Here is a 17,269-nt window from a genome sequence, read left to right as displayed (position 1 = left end):
GAGCTGGCCGCCCCGGGCCGCCAGCCAGCCGGGCAGCAGCTCCAGGGTGTCGGGGGCGGCATGGAGCAGCAGCCGGTGCTCCCCTGGATCAGCGGCGGGACAGCCGGCCGGCCAGGGCATCCGCTCCGCCACCGGCGCCTCCAGCAGGCAGAGGGCGTTGAGCAGCAGGGCCGTGGTCGGCAGCTCACGGGAGACCTGCAGGGCCGCCTCCCAGTGGCTGAAGCCCACCACCAGCTGCTGCCAGGCCACCGCCTCGGTGCTGGCCAGCCGCAGGGCGGTGATGATGCCGTTGGTGCCGTAGGCGTGGTTTAGGGGCGCGCTGGCGGCAGCGTCGAGCCGCAGCAGCCGGGGTTCGGGTTCGAGCGTCACCACCTCCAGCCCCAGCAGGTGGCCGGGATCGCGCAGGAAGCCCCAGCGCAGCGAGCCCAGGCCGCCCGAGCCACCGGCGAAGAAGCCCCCCAGGGTGGCGCTGCGGTAGGTGCTCGGGGCGAGCCGCAGGGCCCGGCCGTAGACCGCCAGCTGCCCGTCCAGGTGGGCCAGGGTGCAGCCGGGCTCCGCCTCCACGATGCCGCTGAGCGGATCCACCGCCCGCAGCTTGTTCAGGCCGCTGAGGTCGAGCACCATGCCACCAGCCAGCGGCACGCACTGGCCGTAGTTGCCGGTGCCGGCACCCCGCAGCGTCAGCGGCACCCGGTGACGGGCGCAGGCCCCGGCCACCGCCATCACCTGCTCCAGCCGGTCCACCTTCACCGCCACCTGGGCGCAGCGGCCTTTGAGCAGCTGTTCCAGCACGGGCGAATAGTCGTGGAAGTCGGCCGAAAGCCGGCCCAGCTCGGCGGGGGACAGGATCGGCGTCAACGCCAGCGGGCTGGCAGCCAGTTCGGCGACCAGAGCCCGGATCCGCTCGGGATCAACCGGTCTGAAGTCATCCATGGCAGGCGGTCAGCAGTGGGGACGGTTCTTCGCACGGGGGCGGCTCCAGCCAGCGGCCGGCCCGCAGCACCCGCCGCCGGGGGGGACGGGCCAGCAGCTCGCCCCAGGAGGAAGCCCCCAGCACCAGCAGATCGGCCGGGGATCCCTCCCGCAGGACCCCGTCCCAGTCGAGGCCCAGCAGCTGGGCCGCGGCGGTGCTGAAGGGACTCAGGCCCAGCCGCCGCCAGGGCACCAGGTGGCTGGCGGCGAGGCTGAAGCGCAGCAGGGCGATCGGATCGAAATCCCCCCCGGGGAACCAGGGATCCTGCACGTTGTCGCCCCCCACGGCCACGGTCACGCCAGCCTCCTGGAGCTGGCGGATCGGGGCCTGGGGCCGCAGCGACGGGGTACGGCGCTGGTGTTTGCCGAGCAGCCACAGGTTGGTGGTGGGCAGGGCCACCACCCCCACCGCCGCATCTGCCATCGCCTCCACCAGGCGACGGCAGGGCCGATCGGCCAGCAAGGCCATGCTGCTGGCGTGGCTGCAGGTGAGTGGCACCGCCAGGCGGTGCCGCCGCAGCAGGTCGCTCACCAGGGCCACGCCCCGGCCATGGCCCTCGGCGCACTCATCGACGTGCAGGTCGACCCCGCAGCCGAGGCGCTCCGCCAGCCGCAGCAGGGCCAGCAGCGCCGCGCGGTCGGCAGGAGTGGAGCGGAAGGGGGCGCCGAGCACGCCGCCCAGCAGGCCACCACGGGCGGCCACCCAGGCGGCGAAGGCCTCACCCTCCGGCGTGCTCCAGTACCCCACCGGCACCATGGCCACGAGCTGCAACTCCACCCGGCCCCGCCAGTGGCGGCGCAGCTCCAGCAGCACCTCCCAGCTGGGGGTGGCCCAGGGACCGAGGCTGTCGATGTGGCTGCGGATCGCCCGCAACCCGTAGCGCCAGGCCCGCGCCAGGGCCTGTTCGCCCCGCCGCCGCACCCCATCGGCCCGCCGCTCGGCCGCTTCCCGGCCGTTCGCCGCCATGGCCCCGGCCATGGTGCCGTCGGGATTGGGGAAGGCCTCACCGCTGAAGGCCTTGTCGAGGTGGGCATGGGGCTCCACCAGCGGCGTCAGCGCCAGGGGCAGGGGGGCGCCAGAGCCAGCGGCCAGCGCGTGGATGGCCCGGATCCGGCCGTCGGCCTGCTCCAGCTGCACCGCCACCAGGCCCTGGTCGTCGGCCGCCGGCAGCCGGGCCAGGGGATCGAGCAGGGCCCTTGGGAAGCGCATCGGCGGCAGCAGTCCGGCCGGCGGCGACGCGGCGCTCACGGCATCGGGCTCCCCGGCGTGCTCTCGCCGGCGGAGAGCAGCACGAAATGGCCCGCGACCGCCAGGGTGACGGCCTCGTAGCGGGGGATGCTCCAGTTGGGCAACACCTTCTCCCCACCCAGCCGGGTGCCGTAGAGGCTCAGCAGGCCGAAGTTGTAGCGACGCGAGTGCTCCCGGGCCAGACGGCCCAGCACCTTGCGCTGGGATCGCACCAGTTCCGGACAGTTCTGGATCAGCAGCCGGGCCAGCAGCGGCAGCCCTTCGTTCTGGCACAGCTCCTCGCTGGCCAGTTCGGTCAGCTTGTCGGCGGCAAACTCCTCGAAGGCGGCGGGGCCAGGGTTGGTGACAGCCAGGCCGACCAGGCCCGCCGAAACGGCGGTCAGGCCCAGGAGGCCGGAAACGGTGCGGGTGGCGGTGGTCGGCGGTGGCAAGGGGGGCCGGCGGGCTCACTTGATACATTGGCAAAGACCGCGGCGGGCGTCGCCAAGTGGTTAAGGCAGTGGCTTGTGGCGCCACCATTCGGGGGTTCGAGTCCCCTCGCTCGCCCTTCAGGCCCGGCGCTTCGGCGTCGGGCTTCTTTTTTGGCCCGGTAGCTGGTCCAGCAGGGCCTCGCCGCCCTGTCGCACCGGATCGGCGCAGGGCAGCCCCGTTGCCGCCGCCGTGGCCTCCAGCGCCTCTGCCGCCGCTGACCCGTCCAACAGGGCGGTGTTGAGGGCGATGGCGGCCACCCGGGGCGGAGGACCACAGCCCACCGGCCGGCCCAGGGCCGCCAGGGCCTCCACAGCGGCGATCAACTGGCCCAGGGGGGGGAGGGGGAACGCGTCGAGGCGCTGCACCGTGCGTTGCCCGGCCCGGTGCACCAGCACCAGGTCGGTGGGCTGGCTGCCGCGGATCAGAGGCAGGGTGGCACTGGAGCCCGGGTGACAGAGCGATCCCTGCCCCTCGATCAGCACCAGGGTGTCAGGGCCAGCCCCCGCGGCGGCGGCCAGCACCGCCCCTTCCACGGCGCCGGCCGCGTAATCGATGCGGACGGCGTCCAGGGCCACGCCAGCGCCACTGATCAGGATGCCGGCCTGGCCGGTGCCGACAAACCGTGCATCGCGGCCGCGGCGCCGGGCGGCGGCCTGCAGCTCCAGACAGGCGCTCATCTTGCCCACCGACATGTCCGTCCCCACCCCCAGCAAGCGGCGGCCCGGCAGCCCGGCGGCGCGGCCGGAGGCCACCGCCAGGTCGGGGGGCTCCCGGCGCAGGTCCCAGATCCAGCGCCCCGGCTGCACCAGGGCCGCCAGGGCTGGATCGTCCCCCAGGCGGCTGTGCAGACCACTGGCCAGCGACAGGCCCGCCGCCAGGGCGGCCGCCACATCGGCGCCCATCCCCTCGGGCAGGCGGCCGCCGGAGGGGGCGAGCCCCACCACCGCCACCTCGGGAGCGAACGGCAACGCCTCCGCCAGGGATCCCACCACCGGCACGGCCCGGTCGATCCCGGTGAGTTGCCCCAGATCGGCGCCGGGGTTGGCCGGATCCACCACCGCCACGATCGGCCCCTGGCGGTAGCGGAGCATCGCCAGGCCTGTCTTGCCGCTGAGGTTGTCCAGCCCCCCGTGCTGCAGCAGCACGATCGGAACGTCAGGGCCGAGCACGGATCACCCCCAGACCAGGCGACGCGGCGGGCCACAGCCGATCGCCTTCGAGGACGGGCCCGGTGAAGGGGTCGTCGACCAGATTCAGGTGGCTGTCGAGATCCGGCCAGCGCACCAGCGGCAGCAGCTGGGCGGCGGCGCCGTTGAGCAGGGCGCTGTCGGAATAACAGCCGAGCATCACGCCCAGCCCCAGCCGTTGCGCGGCTCTTGCCATCAACAGGGCCTCCGCCAGCCCGCCGCTCTTGAGCAGCTTGATGTTCACCCCATCGACATAGGGGGCGAGCCGCACCAGGTCGGCCAGGTTCCAGCAGCTCTCATCGGCCACCAGGGCGATGGGGCAATCCAGCTCCAGGGCGGCGAAGGCGGCGCAGTCGGCCTCCGGATCCTCCAGGGGAGCCAGGGGCTGCTCCACCAGCACCACGCCCTGGGCGTCCAGCCAGCCCAGCATCGGCAGGGCCTGCTCCAGGCTCCAGCCGCCGTTGGCATCCACCTGCAGCTCACAGGCCACTCCATGAGTCTGGTGGCGCCGCTCCAGCGCCTGGGCCACCGCCCCCACCAGCGCCCGGTCGTGGTCGAGCCCCTCCGGACTGCCGAGCTTCAGCTTGATGCGGCGGGCCGGCAGCTGGCCCCACCAGCGCTCCAGGCGCTCCAGCACCGCCGCCTCGCTGCCCAGGCCAAGGGTGACGCTGGTGGGGCTGATGGCGGCTTGGTCGAGGCCCCAGAGCCGCCACAGCGGCTGCCCCAGCCGCTGGCCCCACCAGTCGTGCAGGGCCAGATCCACGGCGCAGCGAGCTGGCGGCGACAACGCCTGCAGCAGGGGCTCGAAGGCCTGGAACGGTTCTGGCTCGAGCCCTTCCAGAGCCGGCAGGATCGCCTCCAGTTCGGCCGCCAGGGCTTCGCTGCTGTAGGCCCGGTGGCCCGTATCGAAGCCACCGGTTTCGCCGAGGCCGGTGCAGCCGTCGTGCTCCAGCTCCAGCACCAGGTGCTCCACGGTGCCGGTGGTGCCGCGGCTGATGGTCAGGGGCACCGCCTTGGTGAGGGGAAAGCGGCTCAGACGGCAGCGCATTCCAGAAAGGGGCCGGGACGTTCACGCTGCCACAGCCACCCCGTCGGCGGCGATAGCGGAAACTGGATCCCATGACAGCCACCGTTTCCGGCCCGCCGGCCGACCAGGCGCCTTCGGCACGGCGCGGCAGCTACTGGATCACCACCTTCGGCTGCCAGATGAACAAGGCCGATTCCGAGCGCATGGCCGGAATCCTCGAAGCCATGGGCTACACCCCTGGCAACGACGAGCACACGGCCGATCTGGTGCTGTACAACACCTGCACGATCCGGGACAACGCCGAGCAGAAGGTCTACAGCTACCTGGGGCGTCAGGCCCAGCGCAAACGGAGCAACCCCGGCCTCACCCTGGTGGTGGCCGGCTGTGTGGCGCAGCAGGAGGGGGAGGCGCTGCTGCGGCGGGTGCCGGAACTGGATCTGGTCATGGGCCCCCAGCACGCCAACCGGCTCGAGGCCCTGCTCACCCGGGTGGAGACCGGCCAGCAGGTGGTGGCCACCGATGAGCATCACATCCTCGAGGACATCACCACGGCCCGGCGGGACAGCGCCGTCTGTGCCTGGGTGAACGTCATCTACGGCTGCAACGAGCACTGCACCTACTGCGTGGTGCCAGCGGTGCGGGGCCGGGAGCAGTCCCGCCTGCCCGAGGCCATCCGCCTGGAAATGGAGGGGCTGGCGGCACGGGGCTTCCGTGAGGTCACCCTGCTGGGCCAGAACATCGACGCCTACGGCCGTGACCTGCCCGGCATCACCGCCGAGGGCCGGCGGGCCCACACCCTCACCGACCTGCTGCGGGCGGTGCATGACGTGCGGGGCCTGGAAAGGATCCGCTTCGCCACCAGCCACCCGCGCTACTTCACCGACCGGCTGATCGACGCCTGCGCCGACCTGCCCAAGGTGTGCGAGCACTTCCACATCCCGTTCCAGAGCGGCGATGACGCCGTCCTGCGGGCCATGGCCCGCGGGTACACCGTGGAGCGTTACCGGCGGATCATCGACCGCATCCGTCAGCGCCTCCCCGATGCGGCCATCAGCGCCGACGTGATCGTGGCCTTCCCCGGCGAAACCGATGCCCAGTACCGCCGCACCCTGGCGCTGATCGAGGCGGTCGGCTTCGACCAGGTCAACACCGCCGCCTACTCGCCGCGGCCGGGCACGCCGGCGGCCGACTGGCCCGACCAGCTGCCGGAAGCGGTGAAAGTGGAACGGCTGCAGGAGGTGAACGCTCTGGTGGAGAGGGTCGCTGCGGAGCGCAACGCCCGCTATCTGGGCCGCCGGGAGCAGGTGCTGGCCGAGGGGGTCAACCCCCGGGATCCGGATCAGCTGATGGGCCGCACCCGCACCAATCGGCTCACCTTCTTCGCCGCCGACCCCGGCGATGGCCGGCCCTACGTCCCGGGGGACCTGGTCGACGTGCTGATCGAGACGGTGCGGCCGTTCAGCCTCAGCGGCCGGCCCCTGGGCCGGGAACCGGTTCACTGATACGTTTGGCCCTCTTCCCTGTGCCGATGGCCCCCCATCCCACCCGCGTCGGCCTGGTGTTCGGGGGAGCCTCTGGCGAACACGCCGTCTCAATCCGCTCGGCCCAGACCGTGCTGCGGGGTCTGCGCAGCGGCACCAATGCCGAGCGCTACCGGGTCAGCTGCTTCTACATCGATCGATGCGGCGGCTGGTGGCCGGAGGCCGTGGCGACGGCGGTGCTGGAGCGAGGCCTGCCCGCCGACGCCGACGCGCTGGCCGGCCAGCCGCAGCCGGGGGGCTTCCGGGGCTTTCCGGAGGGGGCCCTGGAGATGGAGGTGTGGTTTCCGGTGCTGCATGGCCCCAACGGGGAGGACGGCACGGTCCAGGGGCTGTTCACCCTGATGGGGGTGCCCTTCGTGGGCTCCGGCGTGCTGGGGTCGGCCCTGGGAATGGACAAGCAGGCCATGAAGGCCGCCTTCGCCGCTGCCGGCCTGCCCCAGGTGCCGTACGCCTGTGTGGAGGCGTCCGAGCTGGACGCCACCCACCCCGGCGCCCAGGAGGCCCTGCTGGAGCGGCTGGAGAGCCAGCTCGGGTATCCCTGCTTTGTCAAGCCGGCCAACATGGGCTCCTCGGTGGGCATCAGCAAGGCGGGCGACCGTGCCGCCCTGCTCTCGGGCCTGGAGCTGGCCGCGGGCCTCGACCGGCGCCTGGTGGTGGAGCAGGGCGTGAAGGCCAGGGAACTGGAATGCGCCGTGCTGCAACGCCGCGATGGTCAGGGGGACGGGCTGAGTGCCTCGGTGCTGGGCGAAATCCGCTTCGATGCCGACTGGTACGACTACGACACCAAATACAGCGATGGTCTCAGCCACACCGTGATCCCCGCTTTGGTGAGCGAGGCGGTGAGCGCCCGGGCCCGGGCGATGGCGCTCGACGCCTGCCGGGCGGTGGCGGCCGGGGGCCTGGCCCGGGTCGATTTCTTCTACGACGAGGCCACAGGCAGCCTCTGGCTGAACGAGATCAACACCCTCCCGGGCTTCACGAGCCAGAGCATGTACCCCATGCTGTGGGAGGCCAGTGGATTACCGCTCCCCGACCTGGTGCACGAATTGGTGCTGGGCGCGGGAAGATCGGAGCTGCGGATGAACGTGGAAGGAACGGCGGCATGATCCATGGCCTGCTGTGGCTGCCCCTGCTGGCGGCTTTCGTGCTCCTGGTCGCCCTCGGCTGGATCGAGCGACGACGGCAGCAGCTCTTCCGCGACTGGGCCAGCGGCGCCGAACTGGCCAAGCTGGATGGCTGTGGGGCGGCCCGGCTCATCGAGGGGGAACTGAGCTGGAGCAAGTTCGTGGCCGGCAGCTTCCAGCCGGTGGGCTGCTTCAGCGTCAAGCGGCTGGAAATGGTCGAACTGCTCTCGCTCAGCTCCGGGGAGGCCCCCCTGACCGAGGAGAGCGAAGGAGCCTGCAGGCTGCGCCTGGTCGGGGGAGGCCAACAGGAGGAACTGCCGTTCGCCGATGCCCGCCGGGCCCGGACCTGGATGGATGAACTCATGGCCCGCTCCCGCTGCGAACTGTGAAGCAGGCCCCACCCGCGCCGGGAGCGCCGCTGCCTCCCGGGGTGCTGCGCCGTAAGGAACTTCGCCGTCAGCGCCGCAGCGAGCGGCTGCGGCTGCTGTGGCGCATCCTGGTCTTCAGCGCCGTCTCCGCCGGCCTGGGTTACCTGCTGCTGCGGCAGGGCTGGACCCTGCGGGAGCCGGCCCAGGTGGAGGTGATGGGCAGCGCCGTGGTCAGTCGCGACCAGGTGATCACGGCGGCCGGTCTGCGCTTCCCCCAGCCCCTGATGGCGCTGCAGCCCCGCCAGGTGGCCAGCGACCTGATGGGGGCCCTGCCCGTGGAGCAGGTGAAGGTGAGCCGGCTGATGCTGCCGCCGCGGCTTCGGGTGGAACTCAAGGACCGGGAGGCGGTCGCCCGGGCCGAGCGCCGCACCGACCGCGGGCCTGAGATGGGCTTCGTGGATGGCCTGGGCAACTGGATCAGCCTCCGCCAGCACATGGGGGTGCGCAGCCAGGGCGACCTGTCCCTGCTGGTCGTCGGCTGGAACGCCCGCCACAGGGCCGTGCTGGCACGGGTTCTGAAGGAACGGGAGGTGCTGGGTCCCGGTCTGAAGGAAATCCGCTTCGAACCGGACGGCAGCCTGTGGCTCAGCACCACCCAGCTGGGCCAGGTGCGGCTGGGTCCCCCGGATGCCCGCCTGCCCCGCCGGCTGGAGGTGGTCGCCCACCTCAGCCGCACACTGCCGGCCAGCATGAAAGGTGCCCCACCCCAGCTGATCGATCTGAGCGATCCCGAACAGCCCGAGCTGAGCCTGGGCACCAGAGGCGGATCGGCCGCGCCGCCCCCTCCCCCCAAGCCCAGTCCAGCCCCACCGCGCCCCGCCCCAGCCGGCACCCAGTAAGGGATCTCAGCCGCCGCCAACCAGCCAGCGACCCAGCCAGACAATCCGCACAGGCCGTTGCGCCCAGAGGCGATTCAGTCCAATGTGATCTATCGGCAACTTTGGCTGAGCTGGCCACCGACATAATGCAGCCGCAGATCAACGGCCAGACACCCCCTCCCGCGATGTCGCGCGATCAGGACCGCCTACACCACGTCGATCTTTCGTCCCCGCAGGAGCCCCACGCGATGAGCCAGATCTCGCCCAGCAGCAACGGGATCGTCCCGAGCCAATCGGCCCGGATCGAGGTGATCGGCGTGGGGGGTGGCGGCAGCAACGCGGTCAACCGGATGATCGCCACCGACCTCACCGGGGTGGGCTATCGGGTGCTCAACACCGACGCCCAGGCCCTGCTGCAGTCAGCGGCGGGCCAGCGCATCCAGCTGGGCCAGAAACTCACCCGTGGCCTGGGGGCCGGCGGCAACCCGGTGATCGGCCAGAAGGCGGCGGAAGAATCCAGGGCCGATCTGCAGCAGTCGCTCGAAGGCGCCGATCTCGTCTTCATCGCCGCCGGCATGGGCGGTGGCACCGGCACCGGCGCGGCACCGATCGTGGCGGAAGTGGCCAAGGAATGCGGCGCCCTCACCGTGGGCATCGTCACCAAACCGTTCGGCTTCGAGGGCCGCAAACGGCTGCGACAGGCCGAGGAGGGCATCGCCCGCCTGGCCGAGCATGTCGACACGCTGATCATCATTCCCAACGACCGCTTGCGGGACGCCATCGCCGGCGCGCCGCTCCAGGAGGCCTTCCGGGCCGCCGACGATGTGCTCCGCATGGGCGTGAAGGGGATCACCGACATCATCACCAGGCCGGGTCTGGTGAACGTCGACTTCGCCGACATCCGCTCGGTGATGGCCGATGCCGGCACCGCCCTGCTGGGCATCGGCGTGGGCTCCGGACGCTCACGGGCCATTGAGGCCGCCCAGGCCGCCATGAGCAGCCCCCTGCTGGAATCGGCCCGCATCGACGGCGCCAACGGCTGCGTCATCAACATCAGCGGCGGCAAGGACATGACCCTGGAGGACATGACCACCGCCTCCGAGGTCATCTACGACGTGGTCGACCCTGACGCCAACATCATCGTGGGCGCCGTCGTGGATGAATCCCTGGAAGGCGAGATCCACGTGACGGTGATCGCCACGGGTTTCCAGAGCGGTGGCCACTACAGGCCGGAGCGCACCACCACTGCGAGCTTCGCCGACAACCTCACCCACACACCCGAGGAGCGCGGAGCCATGATCCCGCCGTTCCTGATCAATCGCCAGAACCGGGTCGACTGACGCCCGGTACCAAGAGGGTGACCCGGAATCCACGCCTGCCCTGAGCATCCCGTGTGGCTGCTCCCTTCCGGTCCTGACCAGATTTGGGCGTCAGAGCCGCGTGGGTCCGAGTCGGGTTGATGCTAGCAATGCCCCCTCCGCCCACCGTGCCGTGCCCCTGCGACCCGCTGATCTGACACGGCGCAAGCAGGGGGGTCTGCCGATCACCATGCTGACCGCCTGGGACGCGCTCTCCGCCGCCGTGGTGGCCGGCGCCGGGGTGGATGCGGTCCTGGTGGGCGACTCCCTGGCGATGGTGGTCCTGGGCCACGCCACCACCCTGCCAGTCACCCTCGAGGAGATGCTGCACCACTGCCGCGCCGCTGGCCGGGGGCTGGCGGCAGCGGCACCGCAGCATCCGCCGCTGCTGATCTGCGACCTCCCGTTCCTGAGCTACCAGTGCGGCGCCGATGCGGCGGTGGCGGCCGCAGGCCGGGTGCTGAAGGAAACGCCGGCGGTGGCGGTGAAGCTGGAAGGGGCCGAGCCCGAGACGTTGGCCGTGATCGATCGGATGGTGCGCAGCGGCATTCCGGTGATGGGCCATCTCGGGTTGACACCCCAGTCGGTGCATCAGCTCGGCTACCGGCGCCAGGCCGGCGATCCGATCAGCCAGGAACGGCTGCGGCGGCGGGCCCTGGCCCTGCAGGAGGCCGGTTGTTTCGCCCTGGTGATCGAGCACGTTCCGGCGGAGCTGGCCAGCGAACTGAGCGCCGCCCTGGTGATTCCGGTGATCGGCATCGGCGCCGGTGACGGCTGCGACGGCCAGGTGCGGGTGACGGCCGATCTGCTCGGGCTCACCAGCCGCCAGCCCCCCTTCAGTCCCCCCCTGATGCAGGGCCGGGCCCTGGCGGTGGAGGTCCTGGGCCGATGGGTCAAGGAGCAGGGACCGGCATCGACTCCTGCTCCCGCTCCTGCTCCTGCCACCAGACCAGCATCTCCCGCAGCACCCCATTGCTGAGGGCCAGCCCCTGGGGATCCGCCAGGCGCCAACGGGGACCCTCGATGCGCAGCAGGCCTCGCCGCTCGTAGGTGGAAAGCCGGGCGCGCAACCCTTCCAATTGGGACGCGTCAATCCGCTCCTGGCGGGCCAACCGTTCCAGGTTCACCCCCTCCCGGCAGCGCAAGCCCACCATCAGCCGTTCATCGAAGGGCAGGCCCTCGCCGGCATCAGCCGGCTCCTCCGCTTGTGCCGCCAGCGCCTCCTCGTAGCCGGCGCGGGTGCGGGGGTGGGCCCGGCGGCGACCGCGGGGGGCCCCGGTGGCGCCCATGCCGAAGCCCCACCAGCCGGCACCGCTCCAGTAGACGCGGTTATGGCGCGAGGCGTGGCCGGGAAGGGCGTAGTTGGACACCTCGTAGTGGCCGTAGCCGGCGGCCGTCAGCCGGGCCCAGGTCAGGTCCATCAGGTCGGCGGCCAGATCCTCCGGCGGCAGGGCCAGCTCCCCCAGCGCCAGGCGCCGCTCGAAGACCGTGCCGGGTTCGATGCTCAGGTCGTACACCGACAGATGGGGGGGCTCCAGGGCCAGGGCCTCCCTGAGCTGGTCGTCCCAGTGGGCGGCGTCCTGCCGCGGCAACCCCTGGATCAGATCCAGGCTCCAGCTGGCCAGGTCGCCCCGCCGCTGGGCCAGGCCCAGCCAGCCGGCCGCCTCGCGCAGGTCGGCGCCGCGGTGGCGACGGCCCAGATCCGCCAGCACGTCATCGTCGAAGCTCTGGCCCCCCAGGCTGACGCGGTTGATGCCGGCGGCCAGGTAGCCCGCCAGGCGGGCCAGATCGAAGCTGGCCGGATCCAATTCCAGGCTCAGCTCCGCCCCCGGCGCCAGGCCGAAGCGGCGGTCGAGGGCCTCCAGGATCCCCGCCACCTGGGCGCTGCTGAGCATCGACGGGGTGCCGCCGCCCAGGTACACCGTCGCCAGCGCTGGGCCGCCGGGGGAGCTGGCGATCTCCCGGTGCAGCAGGTCCAGGTAGGCGACGACGGAGCCCGAGGTGGCCCCGTCGGCCCTGTCCCCGAGGGGCACCACCGGGAAATCGCAGTAGAAACAGCGCCGGTGGCAGAAGGGAATGTGGACGTAGGCGGATCGGGGATCCATCACGGGCGGTAATCCCTGGGACCCAAACGGCGGAAGATCGGCCAAGCTGCTTGCCAGACCAGCTGGGCGGCCAAGGCGTCGGGACTTCGAAGCATGGTGGACACCCTCATCTTGCTGCTGTTCCTGATCTCAGGGGCGGCCACCGGCTGGCTCGGCGTCGACCTGCTGCCGGAGCAGCTGCTGCTGGAGGTCACCAACCAGGAAGGGCTGCGGATGGTGATGGGCGGGTTCGGTGCCTTCTTCGGGCTGATCGCGGGCATCTTCTTCCAGCAACTGCGCCGGCGCCTGATGGCCCAGGTGCGCAGCATGCCCACCGATCTGCTGATCAGCCGGGCGGTGGGCCTGATCCTCGGCCTGCTGGTGGCCAATCTGCTGCTGGCGCCGATCCTGCTGCTGCCCCTGCCCTGGGAGGTGGTGCTGGTGAAGCCGTTGGCGGCGGTGCTCAGCAACGTCTTCTTCGGGGTGCTGGGATACAACCTGGCGGAGGTGCACGGCCGCACCCTGTTGCGGCTGTTCAATCCGGCCAGCACGGAGGCCCTGCTGGTGGCCGATGGGGTGCTGCTGCCCGCCACCGCCAAGATCCTCGATACCAGTGTGATCATCGACGGCCGCATCCGTGGCCTGCTGGCTTCCGGCCTGCTGGAAGGCCAGGTGATCGTGGCTCAGGCCGTGATCGATGAACTCCAGGCCCTGGCCGATTCCTCCAACAGCGAGAAGCGCGCCAAGGGACGCCGGGGCCTGAAGCTGCTCACCGAACTGCGCGAAAACTACGGCCGCCGGCTGGTGGTCAACAGCACCCGCTACAGCGGCAACGGCGCCGACGACAAACTGCTCAAGCTCACCGCCGACACCGGCGGCACCCTGCTCACCGCCGACTTCAACCTGGCCCAGGTGGCCCAGGTGCAGGAGCTGAAGGTGCTCAACCTCAGCGAACTGGTCATCGCCCTGCGGCCCGAGGTGCAGCCTGGCGATGGTCTCCAGCTCAAGATCGTGCGCGAGGGCAAGGAGGCCGACCAGGGCGTCGGTTACCTGGAGGACGGCACGATGGTGGTGGTGGAGGATGCCCGCCGCCGCATCGGCGAACGGCTGCCCGTCACCGTCACCGGTGCCCTGCAGACGCCCACCGGCCGCATGGTGTTCGCCCGCTGCGACCGCAACCAGGACCGTCCCGGCGAGCGGGGCAACGGCCGGGGACTCGACAAGCAGGGAGGGAAACCCGTCGCCCTGCAGGAGCACCAGCCTCCTGGCCCCGGCTAGGCTCCTGCCTCAAGAGTGCTGGTGAGCGCGGATGACGGTGTCGGCCCCCTACTACGGCGATTCCGCAGTGATGCGCACGCCGCCGCCGGATCTGCCGTCCCTGCTGCTCAAGGAGCGGATCGTCTATCTGGGCCTGCCCCTGTTCTCCGATGACGACGCCAAGCGTCAGATGGGCATTGATGTCACCGAGCTGATCATTGCCCAGCTGCTGTACCTGGAATTCGACAATCCAGAAAAGCCGATCTTCTTTTACATCAACTCCACCGGCACCAGCTGGTACTCCGGCGACGCCATCGGTTTCGAGACCGAAGCCTTCGCCATCTGCGACACCCTGCGCTACGTGAAGCCGCCGGTGCACACCATCTGCATCGGCCAGGCCATGGGCACCGCCGCGATGATTCTCTCGGCCGGCACCAAAGGCCAGCGGGCCGCCCTGCCCCACGCCTCGATCGTGCTGCACCAGCCCCGCTCCGGCGCCCGCGGCCAGGCCAGCGACATCCAGATCCGGGCCAAGGAAGTGCTGCACAACAAGCACAGCATGCTGGAAATCCTTTCCGAGAACACCGGCAAGCGTGTCGAGGACCTCTCCCGCGACTCCGACCGGATGACCTACCTCACCGCGGAGGAGGCCAAGGCCTACGGCCTGATCGACCGGGTGCTCACCAGCCGCAAGGACCTGCCGACGGCGGCCCCGGTGGGCTGAGCCCAGCCCCCAGCGGCCCTCGGCCGACCCCTTCCACCACCTCTTCTCCCCGGCTCCGAACGAGAGCCTTCCCGACATGCCCATCGGCACCCCCAGCGTTCCCTACCGCCTTCCTGGCAGCCAGTACGAGCGCTGGGTCGACATCTACACCCGACTGGGAGTGGAGCGGATCCTGTTCCTCGGTCAGGAGGTGACCGACGGCATCGCCAACAGCCTGGTGGCCCAGATGCTGTACCTCGACTCCGATGACAGCTCCAAACCGATCTACCTGTACATCAACTCCCCGGGCGGCTCGGTGACCGCCGGACTGGCGATCTACGACACGATGCAATACGTCAAATCCGACGTGGTGACGATCTGCGTCGGGCTGGCGGCCTCCATGGGCGCTTTCCTGCTGGCGGCCGGCACCAAGGGCAAGCGTCTGGCCCTGCCCCACAGCCGGATCATGATCCACCAGCCCCTGGGCGGCACCAGCCAGCGCCAGGCCAGCGACATCGAGATCGAGGCGCGGGAGATCCTGCGCATCAAGGACATGCTCAACAAGTCGCTGGCGGATATGTGCGACCAGCCGCTGGAGAAAGTCACCAAGGACACCGACCGCGACTACTTCCTCAGCGCCGCCGAAGCCAAGGACTACGGCCTGATCGACCGCGTGATCGCCCACCCCTCGGAGGCGGCGGGCGGCTGAGGCCGGTGCGGACGCACACCTAAAGTCTGCGTTTGCCCTGCCTGCCGCCCGGAATGGCCCAGCTCTTCTACGACTCCGACGCCGATCTCGGCCTGCTGAACGGCAAGACGGTGGCCATCATCGGCTACGGCTCCCAGGGCCATGCCCACGCCCTGAACCTCAAGGACAGCGGTGTCAACGTGGTGGTGGGCCTCTACGACGGCAGCCGCTCGGCCGCCAAGGCCCGGGCCGACGGCCTCGAGGTGCTGAGCGTCGCCGACGCCTGCGCCAAGGCCGACTGGATCATGGTGCTGCTGCCCGATGAGGCCCAGAAGGCCGTCTACGCCGCTGAGATCGCGCCCCACCTCAGCGCCGGCAAGGTGCTGAGCTTCGCCCACGGCTTCAACATCCGCTTCGGCCTGATTCAGCCGCCCGCCGACGTGGACGTGGTGATGATCGCCCCCAAGGGCCCTGGTCACACCGTCCGCTGGGAGTTCCAGAACGGCCAGGGCGTGCCCGCCCTGTTCGCCATCGAGCAGGACGCCTCCGGCAACGCCCGCGCCCTGGCGATGGCCTACGCCAAAGGGATCGGCGGCACCCGCGCCGGCATCCTGGAAACCAACTTCAAGGAAGAAACCGAAACCGACCTGTTCGGTGAGCAGGCCGTCCTCTGCGGCGGCCTCAGCGAGCTGGTGAAGGCTGGCTTCGAGACCCTGGTGGAAGCGGGCTACCAACCAGAGCTGGCCTACTTCGAGTGCCTGCACGAGGTGAAGCTGATCGTCGACCTGATGGTCAAGGGCGGCCTCACCGCCATGCGGGATTCGATTTCCAACACCGCCGAGTACGGCGACTACGTGAGCGGCCCCCGGCTGATCACCGCCGACACCAAGGCGGAAATGCGGCGCATCCTGGCCGACATCCAGGACGGCACCTTCGCCCGCAACTTCGTGGCCGAGTGCGAGGCGGGCAAGCCCGAGATGGCCAAAGCGCGCGAGCGCGATGCCGCCCATCCGATCGAACAGGTCGGCAAGGGCCTGCGCTCGATGTTCAGCTGGCTCAAGGCCGCCTGATCCCCAGCCGATGCACAGGCGCCTGCTGACCCTGGCCTGGAGCAGCAGCCAGGCCGGCGGCACCCTCGCCATTGGCGCCACCGCCTGGCTGCTCAGCGGCCTCACCCCCTCACCACTGGTGAACGGGATGCTGCCGGCCCTGGCCACCCTGCCGCTGCTGTTGCCCCTGCCCCTGCGGATTCGCCTCGGCTACCTGATCCAGCTGCTCAGCCTGCTGCTGCTTCTGGCCGTGGCCTCCGGCCTGCTGGGCCGCTCGGTGCTGAGTCCCCTGCTGGGCATCGCCCTGCTGGCGGTTGGTCTGCGCCTGGCCCAGGAGCCACTGCAGCGCCAGCTGCACGGCCTCTGGGCGGTGCCGATCGGTGAGCTGCGGGCCGGAGCCGAGGCGGGCCGGCTGGTGGGCAACCTGCTCACGGCCCTGCTGTTTCCCCTGGGCAAGGCCCTGCTCCAGCTGGGCAGCGCCCTGGTGCTGCTGCTGCCCCTGGCGCCGGTGATCGGCGCGCTCCAGGCCGGCAACCCCTGCCTGCAAGGGTCCGCCGCCCATCTGGACAGTGAGGCCCTGCGGCTGGAGCCCAGCGGCGTGCTGCAGGGGCTGCTGTTCGGGGGCCTGTTCGCCCTGCTGCCCCTGTGGGTGCGCCAGGAGGCGGCAGGCAACTGCTTTGATTTCGGCCTGGTGCTGACGGCCTACGGTCTGGGCCGCACCGGTGCGGAAGCCTGGGGCCTGCGGCTGCCGCCGCGCCTGCCCTACCTGCTGATGGCCGCCGTGCTGGTGGCCACCCAGTTCGTCGGTGGCTGGGGGGCCGTGGTCCTGTTCGTGCCCTTCGGCCTGCTGGCGGCCCTGGCGGACACCAGCCTGGCGATCGGCATGGATCCGGCCGGTGACCTGCAGCGCAACTGGAACCGCCTGGAGCGCTCCTCGGCCCTGGGGGGCCTGCTGGGAAGCCTGGGGATGGGCTTGATCGCCCAGGTGCTCGGCCTGGCCGGCAGCCTGCCGATCCAGTTGCTGGCGTTTCTGGGGGCCGGAGCCCTGCTGCCCCTGCTGCAACGTCTCCGGCGTTGACCCCCGCCCTGCTCGTGCTGCTCGCCTGCGGGCTGGATCGACTGCTGGGGGACCCCCTCTGGTGGCCGCACCCGGTACAGGCCATGGGCTGGTCCATCACGATGCTGCGCCAGGCCGTTGAAGCCTGGGCGGGCGATGCCCCCCGGCGCCTGCGCCTGGGCGGGGCGCTGCTGGCCCTGGTGGTGGTCGCCGGCAGTGGCCTGGCGGGCTGGGGGATCGAGGCCCTGGCCAGGCG

18 protein-coding genes, 1 tRNA gene and 1 other RNA gene are annotated in these 17,269 nt (G+C 71.0%); 13 read left to right on the top strand and 7 right to left on the bottom strand.

Annotated features, from left to right (window positions below; translation table 11 throughout):
* The 3 genes from VB739_RS13860 to VB739_RS13850 all read right to left on the bottom strand — a co-directional run.
* On the bottom strand, positions 1-933 hold a 933-nt coding region (locus VB739_RS13860; protein ID WP_323357630.1), incomplete at its 3' end, for an FAD-binding oxidoreductase.
* Positions 926-2,182, bottom strand: a complete 1,257-nt coding sequence (locus VB739_RS13855) for a cytosine deaminase (protein WP_416233339.1) — start codon at positions 2,180-2,182, stop codon at positions 926-928. The genes VB739_RS13860 and VB739_RS13855, both read right to left, overlap by 8 nt.
* 35 nt (positions 2,183-2,217) lie before the next feature.
* Positions 2,218-2,652, bottom strand: a complete 435-nt coding sequence (locus VB739_RS13850; RefSeq protein WP_323357628.1) for a DUF4359 domain-containing protein — start codon at positions 2,650-2,652, stop codon at positions 2,218-2,220.
* 42 nt (positions 2,653-2,694) lie between these two features.
* Between VB739_RS13850 and VB739_RS13845 the strand changes: the two genes are divergently transcribed.
* Positions 2,695-2,767 (top strand) — tRNA-His (locus VB739_RS13845).
* Between the two features lie 2 nt (positions 2,768-2,769).
* Here VB739_RS13845 and VB739_RS13840 read toward each other — a convergent pair.
* Both VB739_RS13840 and VB739_RS13835 read right to left on the bottom strand, forming a co-directional pair.
* Positions 2,770-3,861, bottom strand: a complete 1,092-nt coding sequence (locus VB739_RS13840) for a DUF1611 domain-containing protein (RefSeq protein ID WP_323357627.1) — start codon at positions 3,859-3,861, stop codon at positions 2,770-2,772.
* Complete coding sequence (locus VB739_RS13835) at positions 3,848-4,927, bottom strand: dipeptide epimerase (protein WP_323357626.1); 1,080 nt, start codon at positions 4,925-4,927, stop codon at positions 3,848-3,850. Before VB739_RS13835 ends, VB739_RS13840 begins: the two co-directional genes overlap by 14 nt.
* A 71-nt stretch (positions 4,928-4,998) precedes the next feature.
* Between VB739_RS13835 and miaB the strand changes: the two genes are divergently transcribed.
* From miaB to ftsZ, 5 genes are all read left to right on the top strand, one after another.
* The gene (miaB, locus tag VB739_RS13830) at positions 4,999-6,408 is read left to right on the top strand and encodes a tRNA (N6-isopentenyl adenosine(37)-C2)-methylthiotransferase MiaB (protein ID WP_323357625.1); all 1,410 of its coding nucleotides are present in this window, start codon (positions 4,999-5,001) and stop codon (positions 6,406-6,408) included.
* Between the two features lie 26 nt (positions 6,409-6,434).
* Positions 6,435-7,553 (top strand): D-alanine--D-alanine ligase family protein, encoded by a 1,119-nt coding sequence (locus tag VB739_RS13825; protein ID WP_323357632.1) that lies wholly within the window; start codon positions 6,435-6,437, stop codon positions 7,551-7,553.
* The gene (locus VB739_RS13820; protein ID WP_323357624.1) at positions 7,550-7,960 is read left to right on the top strand and encodes a hypothetical protein; all 411 of its coding nucleotides are present in this window, start codon (positions 7,550-7,552) and stop codon (positions 7,958-7,960) included. Before VB739_RS13825 ends, VB739_RS13820 begins: the two co-directional genes overlap by 4 nt.
* Complete coding sequence (locus VB739_RS13815; RefSeq protein ID WP_323357623.1) at positions 7,957-8,838, top strand: cell division protein FtsQ/DivIB; 882 nt, start codon at positions 7,957-7,959, stop codon at positions 8,836-8,838. Before VB739_RS13820 ends, VB739_RS13815 begins: the two co-directional genes overlap by 4 nt.
* A 227-nt stretch (positions 8,839-9,065) precedes the next feature.
* A complete protein-coding gene (gene ftsZ, locus VB739_RS13810; protein ID WP_323357622.1) occupies positions 9,066-10,157 on the top strand; it encodes a cell division protein FtsZ in 1,092 nt (363 codons plus the stop codon).
* A 16-nt stretch (positions 10,158-10,173) separates the two neighbouring features.
* Here the strand turns inward: ftsZ and ffs are convergent.
* Positions 10,174-10,270, bottom strand: an RNA gene (gene ffs / locus VB739_RS13805) — signal recognition particle sRNA small type.
* Between the two features lie 44 nt (positions 10,271-10,314).
* On the opposite strand from ffs, the gene panB reads away from it, so the two are divergent.
* On the top strand, positions 10,315-11,154 hold the full coding sequence (panB, locus tag VB739_RS13800) for a 3-methyl-2-oxobutanoate hydroxymethyltransferase (RefSeq protein WP_323357631.1): 840 nt from the start codon (positions 10,315-10,317) through the stop codon (positions 11,152-11,154).
* Here the strand turns inward: panB and hemW are convergent.
* Complete coding sequence (gene hemW / locus VB739_RS13795) at positions 11,069-12,280, bottom strand: radical SAM family heme chaperone HemW (protein WP_323357621.1); 1,212 nt, start codon at positions 12,278-12,280, stop codon at positions 11,069-11,071. The genes panB and hemW overlap by 86 nt on opposite strands.
* 93 nt (positions 12,281-12,373) lie before the next feature.
* Here hemW and VB739_RS13790 point away from each other — a divergent pair, with 93 nt between their 5' ends.
* The 6 genes from VB739_RS13790 to VB739_RS13765 form a co-directional block, all read left to right on the top strand.
* Positions 12,374-13,537, top strand: coding sequence for a PIN/TRAM domain-containing protein (locus VB739_RS13790; RefSeq protein WP_323357620.1), 1,164 nt, complete (start codon positions 12,374-12,376; stop codon positions 13,535-13,537).
* Between the two features lie 31 nt (positions 13,538-13,568).
* On the top strand, positions 13,569-14,240 hold the full coding sequence (locus VB739_RS13785; protein WP_323357619.1) for an ATP-dependent Clp protease proteolytic subunit: 672 nt from the start codon (positions 13,569-13,571) through the stop codon (positions 14,238-14,240).
* A gap of 76 nt (positions 14,241-14,316) precedes the next feature.
* Positions 14,317-14,928, top strand: a complete 612-nt coding sequence (locus VB739_RS13780; protein WP_323357618.1) for an ATP-dependent Clp protease proteolytic subunit — start codon at positions 14,317-14,319, stop codon at positions 14,926-14,928.
* Positions 14,929-14,981: 53 nt separating this feature from the next.
* On the top strand, positions 14,982-15,977 hold the full coding sequence (ilvC, locus tag VB739_RS13775; RefSeq protein WP_323357617.1) for a ketol-acid reductoisomerase: 996 nt from the start codon (positions 14,982-14,984) through the stop codon (positions 15,975-15,977).
* A 10-nt stretch (positions 15,978-15,987) separates the two neighbouring features.
* Positions 15,988-17,034 carry a hypothetical protein gene (locus tag VB739_RS13770; RefSeq protein WP_323357616.1) on the top strand — a complete coding sequence of 349 codons (1,047 nt, stop codon included), beginning with the start codon at positions 15,988-15,990 and terminating at the stop codon, positions 17,032-17,034.
* On the top strand, positions 17,031-17,269 hold a 239-nt coding region (locus VB739_RS13765; protein ID WP_323357615.1), incomplete at its 3' end, for a cobalamin biosynthesis protein. The genes VB739_RS13770 and VB739_RS13765, both read left to right, overlap by 4 nt.

Source organism: Cyanobium gracile UHCC 0281 (genome assembly GCF_034931305.1).
GTDB lineage: Bacteria > Cyanobacteriota > Cyanobacteriia > PCC-6307 > Cyanobiaceae > Cyanobium > Cyanobium gracile_A.
This window is presented reverse-complemented; position numbering and strand designations above follow the sequence as displayed.